Annotated in this window: 16 protein-coding genes; 5 read left to right on the top strand and 11 right to left on the bottom strand. The window is 70.0% G+C overall.

The annotated features are described in order from the left end of the window. Window positions 1-128 precede the first annotated feature (128 nt). Entirely contained in the window at window positions 129-1,076 is a 948-nt protein-coding gene (locus VGL85_RS14555) for an ABC transporter ATP-binding protein (RefSeq protein ID WP_331589675.1), read from the top strand. Beyond that, window positions 1,073-2,578, top strand: a complete 1,506-nt coding sequence (locus VGL85_RS14550) for an ABC transporter permease (RefSeq protein WP_331589674.1) — start codon at window positions 1,073-1,075, stop codon at window positions 2,576-2,578. The genes VGL85_RS14555 and VGL85_RS14550 overlap by 4 nt, the downstream gene beginning before the upstream one ends. 8 nt (window positions 2,579-2,586) lie before the next feature. Here the strand turns inward: VGL85_RS14550 and folP are convergent, their stop codons facing one another. The 3 genes from folP to rpsU all read right to left on the bottom strand — a co-directional run bounded on the left by folP (window position 2,587) and on the right by rpsU (window position 5,828). Continuing rightward, entirely contained in the window at window positions 2,587-3,423 is an 837-nt protein-coding gene (gene folP / locus VGL85_RS14545) for a dihydropteroate synthase (RefSeq protein WP_331589673.1), read from the bottom strand. Window positions 3,424-3,496: 73 nt separating this feature from the next. Next, complete coding sequence (gene ftsH, locus VGL85_RS14540) at window positions 3,497-5,377, bottom strand: ATP-dependent zinc metalloprotease FtsH (RefSeq protein WP_331589672.1); 1,881 nt, start codon at window positions 5,375-5,377, stop codon at window positions 3,497-3,499. Window positions 5,378-5,591: 214 nt separating this feature from the next. Further along, window positions 5,592-5,828: a 30S ribosomal protein S21 gene (rpsU, locus tag VGL85_RS14535; RefSeq protein WP_331589734.1), complete on the bottom strand. Its 237-nt coding sequence runs from the start codon at window positions 5,826-5,828 to the stop codon at window positions 5,592-5,594. Window positions 5,829-6,027: 199 nt separating this feature from the next. Between rpsU and VGL85_RS14530 the strand changes: the two genes are divergently transcribed. Beyond that, window positions 6,028-6,690, top strand: a complete 663-nt coding sequence (locus VGL85_RS14530; protein WP_331589671.1) for a COQ9 family protein — start codon at window positions 6,028-6,030, stop codon at window positions 6,688-6,690. A 28-nt stretch (window positions 6,691-6,718) separates the two neighbouring features. Here VGL85_RS14530 and VGL85_RS14525 read toward each other — a convergent pair whose 3' ends face one another. Together VGL85_RS14525 and purE are read right to left on the bottom strand one after the other, a co-directional pair. Next, window positions 6,719-7,804 carry a 5-(carboxyamino)imidazole ribonucleotide synthase gene (locus VGL85_RS14525; protein ID WP_331589670.1) on the bottom strand — a complete coding sequence of 362 codons (1,086 nt, stop codon included), beginning with the start codon at window positions 7,802-7,804 and terminating at the stop codon, window positions 6,719-6,721. Next, window positions 7,801-8,295 carry a 5-(carboxyamino)imidazole ribonucleotide mutase gene (gene purE / locus VGL85_RS14520; RefSeq protein ID WP_331589669.1) on the bottom strand — a complete coding sequence of 165 codons (495 nt, stop codon included), beginning with the start codon at window positions 8,293-8,295 and terminating at the stop codon, window positions 7,801-7,803. The genes VGL85_RS14525 and purE overlap by 4 nt, the downstream gene beginning before the upstream one ends. A gap of 162 nt (window positions 8,296-8,457) precedes the next feature. On the opposite strand from purE, the gene VGL85_RS14515 reads away from it, so the two are divergent. Further along, window positions 8,458-9,171, top strand: coding sequence for a diguanylate cyclase (locus tag VGL85_RS14515; protein ID WP_331589668.1), 714 nt, complete (start codon window positions 8,458-8,460; stop codon window positions 9,169-9,171). A gap of 151 nt (window positions 9,172-9,322) precedes the next feature. Here the strand turns inward: VGL85_RS14515 and VGL85_RS14510 are convergent, their stop codons facing one another. From VGL85_RS14510 to VGL85_RS14500, 3 genes are read right to left on the bottom strand one after another with little or no spacing between them, the layout of a single operon-like run. Then, window positions 9,323-9,526 carry a YdcH family protein gene (locus VGL85_RS14510; RefSeq protein WP_331589667.1) on the bottom strand — a complete coding sequence of 68 codons (204 nt, stop codon included), beginning with the start codon at window positions 9,524-9,526 and terminating at the stop codon, window positions 9,323-9,325. 13 nt (window positions 9,527-9,539) lie between these two features. After that, entirely contained in the window at window positions 9,540-9,983 is a 444-nt protein-coding gene (locus VGL85_RS14505; protein ID WP_331589665.1) for a TIGR02444 family protein, read from the bottom strand. A 4-nt stretch (window positions 9,984-9,987) separates the two neighbouring features. After that, the gene (locus VGL85_RS14500) at window positions 9,988-10,611 is read right to left on the bottom strand and encodes a UbiX family flavin prenyltransferase (protein WP_331589664.1); all 624 of its coding nucleotides are present in this window, start codon (window positions 10,609-10,611) and stop codon (window positions 9,988-9,990) included. Window positions 10,612-10,724: 113 nt separating this feature from the next. On the opposite strand from VGL85_RS14500, the gene VGL85_RS14495 reads away from it, so the two are divergent. Next, a complete protein-coding gene (locus tag VGL85_RS14495) occupies window positions 10,725-10,898 on the top strand; it encodes a YdcH family protein (protein ID WP_331589663.1) in 174 nt (57 codons plus the stop codon). A gap of 157 nt (window positions 10,899-11,055) precedes the next feature. On the opposite strand, the gene VGL85_RS14490 is transcribed toward VGL85_RS14495, so the two are convergent. The 3 genes from VGL85_RS14490 to ribB all read right to left on the bottom strand — a co-directional run bounded on the left by VGL85_RS14490 (window position 11,056) and on the right by ribB (window position 15,020). Next, a complete protein-coding gene (locus tag VGL85_RS14490) occupies window positions 11,056-11,751 on the bottom strand; it encodes a DUF1013 domain-containing protein (RefSeq protein WP_331589662.1) in 696 nt (231 codons plus the stop codon). A gap of 154 nt (window positions 11,752-11,905) precedes the next feature. Next, entirely contained in the window at window positions 11,906-13,684 is a 1,779-nt protein-coding gene (locus VGL85_RS14485; RefSeq protein ID WP_331589661.1) for a M10 family metallopeptidase C-terminal domain-containing protein, read from the bottom strand. A 187-nt stretch (window positions 13,685-13,871) separates the two neighbouring features. Further along, a complete protein-coding gene (gene ribB / locus VGL85_RS14480; RefSeq protein ID WP_331589660.1) occupies window positions 13,872-15,020 on the bottom strand; it encodes a 3,4-dihydroxy-2-butanone-4-phosphate synthase in 1,149 nt (382 codons plus the stop codon). Window positions 15,021-15,022: the final 2 nt, after the last annotated feature.

Here is a 15,022-nt window from a genome sequence, read left to right as displayed (position 1 = left end):
TGGGAGGAGACCATCCCTGCGGAGCAGGTCGGAGGTGGGGTCTCAGGTCGCATTTTGAGGTGGATTTTGATGGCCTTGGCCCGCTCCGCAAATTGGAGTTGAGTGCTCGCACCTCAAGGGGAAGTGCGATGGCGGTCCTGGCCCTCGATCGGGTGACCAAGCGGTTCGACGCCTTCACGGCGGTCGACGAGCTTTCCTTCGATGTTCCCGAGGGCGGGATCTTCGGCTTCCTGGGCGCCAATGGCGCGGGCAAGACCACCACGCTGCGCATGGCGCTCGACATCCTGCGGCCGACCAGCGGGACGCTCGAGGTGCTGGGCCGCCCGCCCGGCCAGCGCGGCGGCGGGGAGATCGGCTTCCTGCCGGAGGAGCGCGGCCTCTATCGCCAGATGACCGCGGTGGAGACCGTGGTCTATTTCGGGCGGCTGAAGGGGATGACCGCGCGCGACGCCGAGGCCTCCGCGCGGAGCCTGCTCGACCGTTTCGGCCTCGCGGCCGCCGCCGCGCGCAAGGTGGAACAGCTTTCCAAGGGCATGGCCCAGAAGGTGCAGCTGGCCGCCGCCCTGGTGACCTCGCCGCGCCTGATCATCCTCGACGAGCCCTTCACGGGCCTCGACCCGGTGAACCAGGCGGTGCTGGAGGAGCTGGTGCTGGAGCGGGCGCGGGCCGGGGCGACAGTGATCTTTTCCACCCACGTGATGCAGCACGCCGAGCGGCTGTGCGACCGGCTGCTGCTGGTGGCCAGGGGCCGCAAGGTTTTCCAGGGCGACCAGGACGCGGCCCGCGCCGAGCTGCCCACCCGCCTCACGCTCACCGCGCGCGACGACCCGCGCAGCCTGCCGGGCGTCAAGAGCGCCGAGGCCCTGAACGCCGGAAAAGGGGGCGGGCCGCGCGACGGCTGGACCGACTGGGCGATCGCGCTCGCCCCGGGCGGCGACGCCGGCGCCCTGCTCGAGGCCTGCACCAGCCGCGGCTTCGCGCTGCGACGCTTCGACATCCACCGCGCCAGCCTGCACGAGATCTTCCTGCACCTGGTCGGCGAAGCGCCGGCCCAGCCCGCCGAGGTGGCGGCATGAACGCCAAGCTGCTCGTCGCCCTTCGGGAATTCCGCCAGATCATCAGCACGCGCAGCTTCTGGCTGACCATGCTGCTGATGCCGGCTGCCATCCTCATCAGCCAGATCTCGACACGGCTGATCCAGCCGCCGCCCGGCATCGCGGTGGTGGTCGTGGACGCGACCGGCCGCTACCAGGCGGCGATCCAGCAGCGCTTCACCTTCGACCGCGACCAGGAGGCCCTGAGCGATCTGGGCGAGTATGCCCAGAAGTGGAAGATCCCGCCCCAAAGCCTGAGAAGCGAAGGCGCCGGCGACGTCTGGGCTGACGGCCCGCGCTTGTTCACCCCCGCCGACGTCGCGGCCTTCGAGGCGGCCGGCGGACTGAAGGCCGCCCAGGCCGAACTCGCCCGGCTGAAGCCGGCCGGCGCGCCGGACTTCAAACCGCCGAAGCCCGGCGTCATCCCGGTGCCGCCGCCGGCCGGGCTGGTGACGGACAAGGGCCCCGACGCCTTTGGCCAGTCGCTCGCGCCCCAACTCAAGCGCGACGTCCCGACCCCGGTGGGGCCCCGCAAGATCGGGCTGGGCGTCTACATCCCCGCCGACTATGGCGCGCCGAAGGTGGCCGCGCGCTTCTTCACGGACGGGACGCCGCGGCCGATGCTGGTGGATTCCGTGCGCCAGGAACTGACCGCGATCCAGCGGGCCGATGCGCTGAAGGCCTCGGGCATCGATCCGGCCGCGCTCGCCCGCATCCAGGCCGTGCGCGCGCCGATCACCTTCCGCGCCCCACCCGAGGGCGGCAGCCGCGAGCGGGTGATCCTGCATTCGGCCCTGCCCCTGGCGCTGGCCTATCTGCTGCTTTTGGCGATCATGATGTCCGGCTCGTGGATGCTGCAGGGACTGATCGAGGAGCGGTCGAACCGGCTGCTGGAATCGGTGCTGGCCTGCGTGACGCCGGACGACCTGCTGTTCGGCAAGCTGATCGGGGTGCTGGGCGTGGGCCTGGTGATGGTCGGCGCCTGGATGATCTTCGCCATCGGGGTCGCCTTTTCGATGCAGGGCGCCATCGCCGACTTCCTGCGTCCCGCCCTGGAATCGGTGAGCTCGCCCGGCGTGATCGCCGCCCTGCTCTACTATTTCCTGGCCGGCTACCTGGCGATCTCGATCCTGTTCCTGGCGGTGGGCGCGGTCAGCGATTCCATGCGCGACGCCCAGGCCTATCTGACGCCGCTGATCCTGTTGATCACCATTCCCTTCGTGATCATCGCCCAGTCGGTGCTGCTCAACCCGGACGGGCCGTTGCCGCGCATCCTGTCCTGGGTGCCGATCTACGCGCCCTTCGCCATGATGGCCCGGCTGGGCGGTGGAGTCCCGACCTGGGAGATCGTGGGCTCCGGCGTCCTGCTGGCGGCCTTCATCGGGGTCGAGATGGTGTTTATCAGCCGCCTGTTCCGCTCCAGCCTGCTGCAGAGCGGCCAGACCGGCGGGCTGAAGGCCCTGCTGCGCCGCGCCAGGGCCTGACGCCTGGCCTAAGCCTCTTCGATCGCCCGCCAGACGCGCAGCGCCTGGACCGTCTCGCGCACGTCGTGGACCCGCACCGCCGCCACGCCGGCCGCCGCGCCCACGAGCGCGCCGGCGATGGAGCCGCCCAGCCGTTGGTCGGCCGGGACGGGGCCGCCCGCCACCGCCCCGATGAAGCTCTTGCGGCTGACGCCCAGCAGCACCGGGAACCCCAGGGCCACGATGCGGTCGAGGTTCTTCAGGAGCGGCAGGTTGTGGCGGATCATGTGCTTGCCGAAGCCGACGCCGGGATCGAGCCAGATCTTCTCCGGCGCAACACCGGCGGCGATGGCGTCTTCCGCCCGGCGCGCCAGGAAGGCCGTCACCTCGCCCGCCACGTCGTCATAGTGCGGCTCGGCCTGCATGGTCCCAGGCTCGCCCTGCATATGCATCAGCACCACCTCGCAACCGAGTTCGGCGGCGGTCGCAAGGCTGTCGGGCGCGTGGCGAAGCGCGGTGACGTCGTTCCAGATGGTGGCCCCGGCCGCGACCGCCGCGCGCGCCACGGCGGGCTTCATGGTGTCGATCGAGATCGGGACCGAGCTCTGCGCGCGCAGGGCGCGGATCAGCGGGATGACGCGGTCCAGCTCTTGCGCCTGCGACACCGGGGTCGCGCCCGGACGGGTGGACTCGCCGCCCACGTCCACCATGTCGGCGCCCTCGGCCACCAGCCACAGGGCGTGCGCCAGCGCGGCTTCGGGACTGTCGAACTGGCCGGCGTCCGAAAAGCTGTCCGGCGTCATGTTGACCACGCCCATCACCCGGACGGGCCTTGCGGCGGCTGGCGGACTGGTAGGCGGGGTCATCCAGCGCCTGCATAACGGAAAAGGGCGGCTCCGTCGCCGGAGCCGCCCTTTGTCTCTGGTCTGAGCTCGCGCCCTACGCGGGCTCGGGCTTCGGCGAGATCGGCACGGCGACCGCCGGCCCGGCGGGGCGCTTGGTCTCCAGGTCGTCGCGGTTCGGGGGAACGCCCTTCAGCGCATTGACGATCTCGTCGCCGGACAGGGTCTCGTATTCGAGCAGCGCCTTGGCGAGCGTGTGCAGGTCGTCGATCTTGGTGGTCAGGATGCGCCGCGCCTCCTCCTCGCCGGCGCGCACCAGGCGTTTGACTTCCTGGTCGATCAGCTTGGCGGTGTCTTCCGAGACGTTCTGGTTGCGCGCCACCGAGTGGCCCAGGAACACCTCTTCCTGGTTCTCGCCATACTCCACGGCGCCCAGCAGGTCGGAGAAGCCCCACTTGGTGACCATGGCGCGGGCCAGCTTGGTGGCCTGGGCGATGTCGGACGAGGCGCCGGAGGTCACCTTGTCCTTGCCGAAGATGATCTCCTCGGCGACGCGGCCGCCGAACAGGATCGAGAGGCGCGAGGTCATCTGCTCGAAGGACATCGAGAAGGTGTCGCGCTCCGGCAGCTGCATCACCATGCCGAGCGCGCGGCCGCGCGGGATGATGGTGGCCTTGTGCACCGGATCGGTGGCCGGGACGTTCAGCGCCACCAGGGCGTGGCCGCCCTCGTGATAGGCGGTGAGCTTCTTCTCGTCCTCGGTCATGACCATGGAGCGGCGCTCCGAGCCCATCATCACCTTGTCCTTGGCGTCCTCGAAGTCGCGCATGGTGACCATGCGGCGGTTCCGCCGCGCGGCCATCAGGGCGGCCTCGTTGACCAGGTTCGACAGGTCCGCGCCGGAGAAGCCCGGGGTGCCGCGGGCGATGACCTTCACCTCCACGTCGGCGGCCAGGGGCACGTTCTTCATGTGGACGCGCAGGATGCGTTCGCGGCCGTTGATGTCGGGGTTCGGCACCACGACCTGGCGGTCGAAGCGGCCGGGACGCAGCAGCGCCGGGTCCAGCACGTCGGGACGGTTGGTGGCGGCGATCAGGATGATGCCTTCGTTGGCCTCGAAGCCGTCCATCTCCACCAGCAGCTGGTTCAGGGTCTGCTCGCGCTCGTCGTTGCCGCCGCCCAGGCCCGCGCCACGGTGGCGGCCGACGGCGTCGATTTCGTCGATGAAGATGATGCAGGGCGCGTTCTTCTTGGCCTGTTCGAACATGTCGCGCACGCGGCTCGCGCCGACGCCCACGAACATCTCGACGAAGTCCGAGCCCGAAATCGTGAAGAACGGCACGCCCGCCTCACCCGCGATCGCGCGGGCCAGCAGGGTCTTGCCGGTGCCGGGCGGGCCGATCAGCAGCGCGCCCTTGGGGATCTTGCCGCCCAGGCGCTGGAACTTCTGCGGGTCCTTCAGGAAGTCGACGATCTCGACGACCTCTTCCTTGGCCTCCTCCACGCCGGCCACGTCTTCGAAGGTGACGCGGTTCTTGTTCTCGGTGAGCAGCTTGGCCTTGGACTTGCCGAAGCCCATGGCGCCGCGGGCGCCGCCCTGCATCTGGCGCATGAAGAAGATCCAGACACCGATCAGCAGCAGCACCGGCAGCACCTGGAACAGCAGGCTCATGATGGTCGGCTGGCCCTGCGGCTTCACCGTGATGTTGACGCCCTGGCTCTCCAGCCGCCGGACGATGTCGTCCTGGTTGTTCGGCGTGGTGGTCGTGTAGGGCTTGTTGGCGTTGTCGGTGACCAGCACCTTGGGGCCGCTGATCTCAGCGGTCTTCACCTGGCCGGCGTTTATCTTGCCGAGCATCTGCGAATAGGTGATCTCGCTGGCGGTCGCGGACTTGGAGCCGCCGCCGGTGACCATCGAATAGAGTCCGATCAGGACGACGACGATGACGCCCCAGATGGCGAGATTGCGAAGGTTCATCGGTAAGGACCGCCTCAGGTAGGGCTTGGGGCCGGGAGCCCCTAAAATAGGAGCCTTGGGCCCGTTTCACCAGTTGAGCGGGCGCCGCGCGACCGAACACCGCGCTTCAGACCCGTTACGCACCCCAAATACGAAGGGCCGCGCCTCAAGGACGCGGCCCCTAGATAGGCATGAATTCAATGAATTAAGCGCTACCGAGCGCTCTATTCACTGTTTACCGGCCCGCCGGCTTCTTCGGCGCCGCGATCAGGCCCTCGCGCTGGGCGCGCTTGCGGGCCAGCTTGCGGGCCCGGCGCACGGCTTCCGCCTTCTGGCGGGCGCGCTTTTCCGAGGGCTTTTCGTAGTGGACGTGCCGCTTCATCTCGCGGAACGAGCCCTCGCGCTGCATCTTCTTCTTCAGCGCCTTCAGGGCCTGATCGACGTTGTTGTCGCGGACGAAAATCTGAACCAGAGGACTCTCTCCTGTTGACCGTTCCCGCCCGGCCCCCTGGCTCCCTAGCGTCGGGGGCGGCGGCGAGCGGATCAAAAGAAATGCGCCCCGGAGGCGGGGCCTTCGGGACTGAGCGCGGCGAGATAGCAGAAGAGGCCTGCGATGTCCACGCCGCCGAGACGGGTTTTCTCTGGGCCAGGAAGGTGGCGTAAGGTGGGCCATGGCCAAAGCTGACCCGATCGCCGACGTCCCGGATTGGGCCGAAACCACCGAGCAACAGGTGCTGGACGCGGCGCTGAAGCGGGTCGCCGACGAGGGTTGGACCGCGCGGTTGGCGACCCGGGCCGGCGCGGCCTGCGGGCTCTCGGCCGGCGAGACCGAGTTGTTGCTGCCGCACGGCCCGGCCGACCTCGCCGCCCTGCTCTCGCGGCGGCACGACGCCCGCGCCATGGCGGCGCTCGCCAAGCTCGACCCCAAGAGCCTGAAAATCCGCGAGCGCATCGCCCGCGGCGTCGAGGCCCGGCTGAACGCGGCGACCGAGGACGAGGCGGCCGTGCGCCGCCTTACCGGCTTCCTGGTGCTGCCGCCGAACGCGGCGCTGGGCGCACGCCTGGCCTGGGAGAGCGCCGATGTTCTCTGGCGCTGGGCGGGCGATACCGCCACCGACGAGAACCACTACACCAAGCGCGCGCTGCTGGCCGGCATCCTGACCGGCGCGCTCGCCATCCGCCTGGCCTCCGGCCGCGAGGCGGCGCTGGCCTTCACCGACCGCCGCATCGCCAACGTCATGGCCTTCGAGAAATGGAAGGCGACGACCCGGCTGAAGCCGTCGAAGTTCCTGGACGGGGCCGCCGCGGCCTTGGGGAAGATGCGCTACAGCTGACACCTTCGCCCTGCGGGAGAAGGAAATTCTAAAGCGGCCGCACCCGGTTCACGTGCCCCATCTTGCGGCCGGGCTTGGCGTCGCGCTTGCCGTAGAGATGGATGCGGGTCTCGGGCTCGGCCGCGTAGCGGGGCCAGGCGTCGGCCTCGTCGCCCAGCAGGTTCAGCATCTCCACCTGGGCGATGGCGTGGGTCGGCCCCAGCGGCCAGCCGGCGACGGCGCGGATGTGCTGTTCGAACTGGTCGACCTCGCAGCCGTCCTGGGTCCAGTGGCCGGAGTTGTGGACCCGGGGGGCGAACTCGTTGACCAGCAGGCGGCCGTCGGCGAGCTCGAAGAGCTCGATGCCGATCACGCCCACGTAGTCGAGGCCGCCCAGCACGCGCGCGGCGATGCGCTCGGCCTGCTCGGTCAAGGCCTGGCTCGCCCGCGCAGGCGCGATGGAGCGGCGCAGGATGCCGCCCTCGTGGTGGTTCTCGGCCAGGGGATAGACGGCGGTGGCTCCATCGCGGCCGCGCGCGGCGATCACCGACAGCTCGCGCACGAAGTCGCAGGCCGCCTCGACGATCACCGGGACCGAGCCCAGGGCCTCGAAGGCCGCCGCGGCGTCGCCCGCGTGCTCCACCCAGCGCTGGCCCTTGCCGTCATAGCCCTCGCGACGGGTCTTCATCAGCGCCGGCACGCCGACGGCGGCGACCGCCTGGGCGGCTTCCTCGGCCGTGGAAGCCGGCGCGAAGGCCACAGTCGGCGCGCCGTGGGCGTTCAGGAAGCACTTCTCCTCGAAGCGGTCCTGGGCGACGGCGAGCGCGCGCGGGCCGGGCGCGACCTCGACGCCGCGCGCCGCCAGCCAGGACACCGAGGCGGCCGGCACGTTCTCGAACTCATAGGTGACCAGGCTGGTGGCGGCGGAAAGCTTCTCCAGCGCGGCCTCGTCGTCGTAGGCGCCGACGATCAGCCTGGCTGCGACCCGGCCCGCCGGGCTGTCGGCCTCGCGCTCCAGCACCGCCACATCGAAGCCCAGGCGCGAGGCCGCTTCGATCAGCATGCGGCCGAGCTGGCCGCCACCCAGGACGCCGATCGTCGAGCCTGGCGCGAGGGGAAAGCTGGGCGGGCTCACGCGTCCTCGACCGTCTCGGGGATGCTGGCGGTCTGGCCGGCGGTGAAGGCTTCCAGCCGGGCCGCCACGCCCGCATCGCTGAGCGCCAGGATCTTGGCCGCCATCAGTCCGGCGTTCTTGGCCCCGGCCTCGCCGATGGCCAGCGTCCCCACCGGGATGCCGGCCGGCATCTGGACGATGGACAGCAGGCTGTCCATGCCCTTCAGCGCCTTGGTTTCGATCGGCACGCCCAGCACCGGAAGCTCGGTGAGCGAAGCGGTCATGCCCGGCAGGTGGGCCGCGCCGCCGGCCGCGGCGATGATCACCTTGAAGCCCGCCGCCTTGGCGCCCTTGGCGAAGCTGTACATCCGGTCCGGCGTGCGGTGGGCGGAGACCACCTTGGCCTCATAGGCCACCCCCAGGGCCTCCAGCATCTCGGCGGCGTGCCTCAGGATGGGCCAGTCCGAGCGGCTGCCCATGATGATGGCGACGGGCGCTGACGCGGCGCTCATGTCGATCCGACCCCCTGCGTGAAGGGCGCGGAGTATAGGCGCCGACTTTGCAGGGGCAACCGAGGACGGCTAGATTCGCGTTAACGATTGTAGCGTCCGCGATTCCACCCCCGCGACCGGCCCTCATCTGAAGCAGGATCGGCCCGGACCAGGATTGAACCGATGAAGATCACCGGCGCTCGCAACGAACCCTTCTCGGCCATGCGACGACGCGCCCTGGTCCAGGCCGGGGCGCAGCTTCCCTCCGCCGAGCCGGTGGATTCCGCCGCCTTCCTGGGCATCGCCGAGGTGGAGATGACGCCGGCGGTGAAGGCGGCGATCCAGGCCCTGCTTTCGGAAATCGACGACCTGCGCGGCGAGGTCGGCCGGCTGAAGCGCCGCCTCACCGAAGCCGAGGACCTGGCCGACCGCGACGCGCTGACGCCCCTGCTCAACCGCCGCGCCTTCGTACGCGAACTGGGGCGCATCAAGACCTTCGCCCAGCGCTACGGCTCTCCCGCCAGCCTGGTCTACATCGACCTGGACGACCTGAAGGGGGTCAACGACCGGCTAGGCCACGCCGCGGGCGACGCGGCGCTGAAGGCGGTGGCCGAACGGCTCACCGCCCAGGTGCGCGAAAGCGACATCGTCGGGCGCATGGGCGGCGACGAGTTCGCCGTGATCCTGGTGCAGGCCGACCAGCAGACCGCCGAGGCCAAGGCCGCAGCCCTGGCCCGGGCCATCGAGGCCGAGCCGCTGAAGTTCGGCGAGTGGTCGGCGCCGCTGCACATTTCCTGGGGCGTGCGCGAGATCACCGCCGAGGCCGAACCCGAAGCCCTGGTCAGCCAGGCCGACCAGGCGATGTTCGCCAGGAAGCGCGATCGGCGGGCGGGCTGAATAGGCCTTCTCCCCTTGCGGGAGAAGGTGGCCTGCGGAGCAGGTCGGATGAGGGGTCGATAGAAATGTCCGCCGCGACCCGAGGGCGACGAGAGACCCCTCATCCGTCAGCCTTCGGCCGACACCTTCTCCCGCAAGGGGAAAAGGCCATCTAGGCGATGATGTCGGGGTTGAGCTGGTCCTCGATGCGGGCGATCTCGTCCTTCAGGGCCAGCTTCTTGCGCTTCAGCCGCGCGATCAGCAGCATGTCGGGCATGGGCAGCGACGAGATCGCCGCCACCGCCGCGTCCAGGTCCGCGTGGTCCTGGCGCAGGTCGCTCAGCCGGGCGTGCAGGGTGTCTTCGTCGTCGTTCATCGGCGCAGCGATCCTAACCCAGGGCCGCGGCGAGCGCAGCCAGGGCGTCATCGGGCGCTGGCGCGCCCCAGGCCCGCGACGCCGCCCTGAGCGCCGCCAGCGCCGGCGTCCCGCCGGGGGCCCCGCCGAGCGCCTCGAGGGTTTCCAGCAGCACCCGTTCGGCGCGAAGCTCGGCGGCCTTCACGTCTTCCCGCAGTCCCTCGCGCGCCTCGTCGGCGACGCCTTCGAAGGTGGGCTTCAGGGCGCGGCGGACGGCACGGAGGGGGGTTACGGCCACGCCATCCCAGCGGCGCGCCAGGTCGGCCGCGCGGGCCAGCCGGCCGGCGTCGTCGGTCTCGGCCCACACCGCCCAGAGCAGCAGGGGCGTGTTCTGGCCGTGGTCGTCCTGCAGCGCCAGGCAGGCCTCAGGGGCCCCCGGCCGCGCATAGGCCTCCAGCGTCCAGTCCCAGAGCCCCATGCGCTCAGACCTCCGTCACGCCATCGCCGGCGACAGGACCCCCAAGGGGACCGACGTCCTCGCCCCAGCGCCGAACCGGAGTCCATGACAGTCCGAAGAGGTCGAGCGCGCGGCCCACCGACTGGTCGACCATGGCGTCGAGGCCCGAGGGCTGGGCGTAGAAGGCCGGCATCGGCGGGGCGATCACCGCGCCCATCTCGGCCAGGCGGACCAGGGTGCGCAGGTGGCCCAGGTGCAGCGGGCTCTCGCGGACCATCAGCACCAGGGGCCGGCGCTCCTTCAGGGTCACGTCGGCGGCGCGGCTGAGCAGAGAAGAGGTCACCCCGGTGGCGATCTCGCTCATGGTCCGCACCGAACAGGGCGCCACGATCATGCCGAGCGTGCGGAAAGAGCCCGACGCGATCGAGGCGCCGATGTCGCCCACCTTGTGGACCACGTCGGCCTTGGCGTTCACCTCGGCCACCGGGAGGCTGGTCTCATGGGCCAGCGTCAGGGCCGCGGCCTTGCTCATCACCAGGTGCGATTCGATCCCCAGTTCGCGGCAGGCGTCGAGCGCGCGCAGGCCGTAGGCGATCCCGGATGCGCCGGAGACACCGACCACCAGCCTTTGCCGTTCCGCCTTCGCCATAGGGGTCCTGGCCTCAAAACGGGCGCCCGCGCCCCGTTGCAACCATATGTGATCTGACAGCCGCTCATAGCGGGTGTTCACTGATCACTCCAACAGCAAGGAGGCCATCGGTCATGGCGTTGGAAGCCCGGATCCGCGAGCTCGGATCCCGTCACCAAGCCCTGGAAGCGCAGATCCAGGACGAGATGAGCAGACCCGCGGCGGACGACATCAGGCTTAGGGAACTCAAGCGACAGAAGCTGAAGCTGAAGGAAGAGATGGAAGCCCTGCGCGGGCAGATGCACTAGGGATTCCCTTCCCCAAGGGGCAGGGACAGGCCGCGCGAGCGGCCGGAGCGGGGAAGCGCGGGCCTAGGGCCCGTTCCGACGACTGGACCCGTCGGCCCCGCTCGGCTCGCGCCTTTCCAACAGATCGCCCTCCCCGCGGGGAGAGGGCGGAAGCGTCCTAATCCTCGTCGTGCTCATCGTCGTGGTGGGCGAACACCGCCTCGGCGGTGGGCTCCGCATGCGCATAGGCGGGCTCTTCCTCCGCCTCGACCACGCCGGTCTCCGACGCCGGCATCAGGGTCGGGCCTTCCGGCTCGACGATGCCCTTGCGCTTGTCGTCGCGCGCCTTCTTCTCGGCGGCCTTCTTGACCACCGCGTCCAGCTCGAGCTGGCTGGAGAGGCCGAGCGTCACCGGGTCCACCGGCTTGATGTTGGTCGAGTTCCAGTGGGTGCGGTTGCGCACCTGGTCGATGGTGGCCTTGGTGGTGCCGAGCAGGCGCGCGACCTGGCTGTCGGCCACTTCCGGGTGGTTGCGCAGGAACCAGGCGATGGCGTCCGGCCGGTCCTGGCGGCGCGACACCGGGGTGTAGCGCGGCGCCTTCTTCTGCGGCTTCAGGTACTCGGCGTGGCGGCTCTTCAGCGCCACCAGCTTGTGCTTGTCGTTCTTCTCGGCCGCGTCCAGCTCCTCGCGGGAGAGCTGGCCGTTGGCGATCGGGTCGGCGCCGCGGATGTCGCGCGCCACCTCGCCGTCGGCGATGCCGCGCACCTCCAACGGATGCAGGCCGCAGAAGTCGGCGATCTGCTCGAAGGTGAGCGAGGTGTTGTCGACCAGCCAGACGGCGGTCGCCTTCGGCATCAGGATATCGGTGCTCATCGTCTTGGTTCTCTGTCGTTCCCGGCGCGGGAGTTGCCAGGTCTCGGAAATGAAGGCGCCCGGCCTTTCGGCCGGGCGGTGAGGCGAAATCTATAGGCCGTTCCCGCGACTTAGGAAACGGGATTATCGCACCGCCCGCCCGTGGGGCGCTGCCTCACCCTTCGAAGATCCAGCCGTCCTTCAGAGTGGAGAGCTGGACGCCCACCAGGATCACCTGGTTGCCGCCCCCCATGTCGACCACCGTGTCCGCGCCCACCTGGCTCAGGGTGTAGGTCGTGCCGGGATCGAGCTGCACCCGGTCGCCCTGGGCCTGGCTGAAGTCGAGGATCCGGTCGATCCCGGCGTCCTGGCTGGAGTGGAAGGTGTCCGCCCCGCCGCCGCCGCTCTCGGTGTCGTTGCCGCGGTCGCCTGAGATGAATTCGTCGCCCGCGCCGCCGGCGATGCTGTCGTCGCCCTGGCCGCCGCGGACCTGGTCGGCGCTCGACCCGCCATGCAGGGTGTCGTTGCCCAGGTTGCCCCAGACCACGTCGCTCTGGTGGGCGACGAGCACGTCGTCGCCCTGGCCGCCCACCAGCCAGTCGTGGCCGCCGGTCCCGCCGTCGACCGTGTCATTGCCCTTGTTGCCGTTGATGTCGTCGAAGCCCGCGCCGCCCTGGATGGAATCGTCGCCGTCCTCGCCACGCAGGTAGCTGGTCCCGGACCCGCCGTTGACGGTGTCGGCGCCGGCCCCGGCGGTGACCGTATCGTCGCCCGCGCCGCCGCTGATCGAATTGGCGGCGTCGTTGCCGACGATGGAGTCCGCGCCGGAGCCGCCGATGGCGTTCTCCACCGTGACGTTCTCGGCGATCGCCACATTGCCGGTCAGGCCGCCGACGCTGGAGAAGAAGCCGGCCCGCAGGTCGATGGTCTGGGCCTGGCCGTAGCCGGAGAAGTCCAGGGTGTCGTTGCCGCCGGCGTCCCAAACGGCGAACACCGCCTTCTGGAAGCTGCCGGTGATCGTGTACCAGGGCTCGCCGGTGTTCGAATTGAAGCCGTAGACCGTGTCCCCGGTGCGGGTGGCCATGTTGGCCCCGTATTCGAGCTGGGCCGCGGCGATGTCGTCCAGCAGGGGCGCGGCCGAATAGAGGCCACCGAAGTCCGCCCCGGTGTTGGCCTCGCTGAAATAGCTCATCACCGTGTACTGGCGGTCGTCCTCATAATAGCTGGCGTCCGTCGCATAGGTCAGGGTGACGTTGGCCTCGGCGTTGTAGTCGCTGGGATGCGCCAGGCCGATGGTATGGCCGATCTCATGCACCAGCACCTGGCCGCCGTAGTTCCCGACCGTCGGGTCGCTGTTGTAGCTCAGGGTCGAATTGACCCAGACGTCGCCGTCCGCCGCGAGCGCGCTGGTGCTGCCGGGGAAGTTGGCGAAGGCCGCCGCGCCGTCCTCGCCGCTGGAATAGTCGCCGAACAGGATGGTGGCGTTGTCGGAATAGGCCGCCGGTCCGGCGTCGCCGGTCCCCACGCGCACGAACTTGATGTTGGCCACGTCCGACCAGGCCTGGATCGCCAGCTGGGCCTGGTCGATCTGGGCCGCGTTGAATTCCGAGAACCCCGCCGTGTCGTCCGGCATCTGGGCCGGGGCGTCGGCGCGGAAGGCGTAGGTGACGGTGAAGGGCTGGCCAAGCGCCGCCGACCAGCCGGGCTCACCGCGCACGATCTGGCTGGCCGCCTCGTCGATGGTCAGGCTGTTCTTGCCGTTGGCCGCGATCTCGTCGCGGGAATCGGCGTCCAGGAAGAAGGCCGGGCCAGTGGGGCCGCCGCTCACCGACACCGTCAGGGCGGAGGGGTCCAGCGCCGGGAACGGATCGGGAGCCGCCTGGGCGAGCGCGCCCGACCGGAGCGAGGGGTCCAGTTCAGGCAGGCTCGGATTCGGGAAGAATTCGGACGGCATACGGTCTCTCTAACCTAACCCATCCCTTTCAATTCCTTACGAGAACGGCGAACCGGCCTCAATGGCGAGGGCTTGCGGCGCAAACGCGCAGCCGCGCCCGGCCCCACCCCAGCGAACGTCGATAGCAAACCAGGGGACCAGGTCCAGACGCTTCGCGCGCCGCGCGACCGCGATCCGCCGAGCGGCGTCAGTCCAGCGGCCGCCGATCCAGGATGCGCAGGCCATAGCCGCCGGAGCCCGGCAGCACGGTCTTGGACGAGGTGAGCAGGCAGATGTCGCGCACGCCGAGGTCGATGAGGATCTGGGCGCCCACGCCATAGTCGCGCAGCACGTTCTCGGTCTGGTTCAGGTCCGGGCTGCCGTAGCGCTCGGACAGCCACGCCGGATTGGAGTCGCGGATGAACACCGCCACGCCGGCCCCGTCGTAGTCGGCGATGGCCTGCAGGGCCTTGGGCACATAGTCGCGCCTGGCCTCCACATGGCCCAGCATGTCGGCGGCCATGTCCACACGGTGCATGCGCACCAGGGTCGGCTTGTCCGGGTCGATCTTGCCCCGGGTCAGCACCACGTGTTCGGTGCCGTCCAGGATGTTGCGGTAGACCACCATCCGGAAGCGGCCGCCGAAGGACGAGTCGAACGGCGTCTCCAGCACCCGCTCCACCTGCCGCTCGGTGCGGCGGCGGTAGGCGATCAGGTCGGCTATGGCGCCGATCTTCAGCCCGTGCAGCTGTGCAAAAGCGACCAGATCGGGCAGGCGCGCCATGGTCCCGTCATCGCGCATGATCTCGCAGATCACGCCCGCGGGGTTCAGGCCCGCCATACGGCTGATGTCGACGGCGGCTTCGGTGTGGCCGGCGCGGACCAGCACGCCGCCGTCGCGCGCCACCAGCGGGAAGACGTGGCCGGGCGAGACGATGTCATCGGGGCCCTTGGTCGGATCGACCGCGACCGCGACGGTGTGCGCCCGGTCGTGGGCGGAGATGCCGGTGGTCACCCCCTCGCGCGCCTCGATGGAGACGGTGAAGGCGGTGCCGTGGCCCGACTGGTTGTCGCTGGCCATGGGCGGCAGGCGAAGCTGGCGCGCCCGCTCGGCGGTGATCGACAGGCAGATCAGGCCGCGGGCGTGCTTGGCCATGAAGTTGATGAGCTCGGGCGTGGCGAACTGGGCGGGGATGATGACGTCGCCCTCGTTCTCCCGGTCCTCGGCGTCCACCAGGATGTAGGGCCGCCCGTTGCGGGCGTCCTCGATGATGTCCTCGATGGGGCTGATGGCCGAGGTGAGGCTGTCGTCGATCGGCGGGCGGCCTTCACTTCCGACCAGATAGGGGCGCTTCATGC

It is taken from the genome of Phenylobacterium sp. (genome assembly GCF_036501465.1).
Classification (GTDB): Bacteria; Pseudomonadota; Alphaproteobacteria; order Caulobacterales; family Caulobacteraceae; genus Phenylobacterium.
The sequence above is the reverse complement of the archived record's forward strand: the minus strand, read 5'-3'. Positions and strand labels throughout refer to the sequence as shown.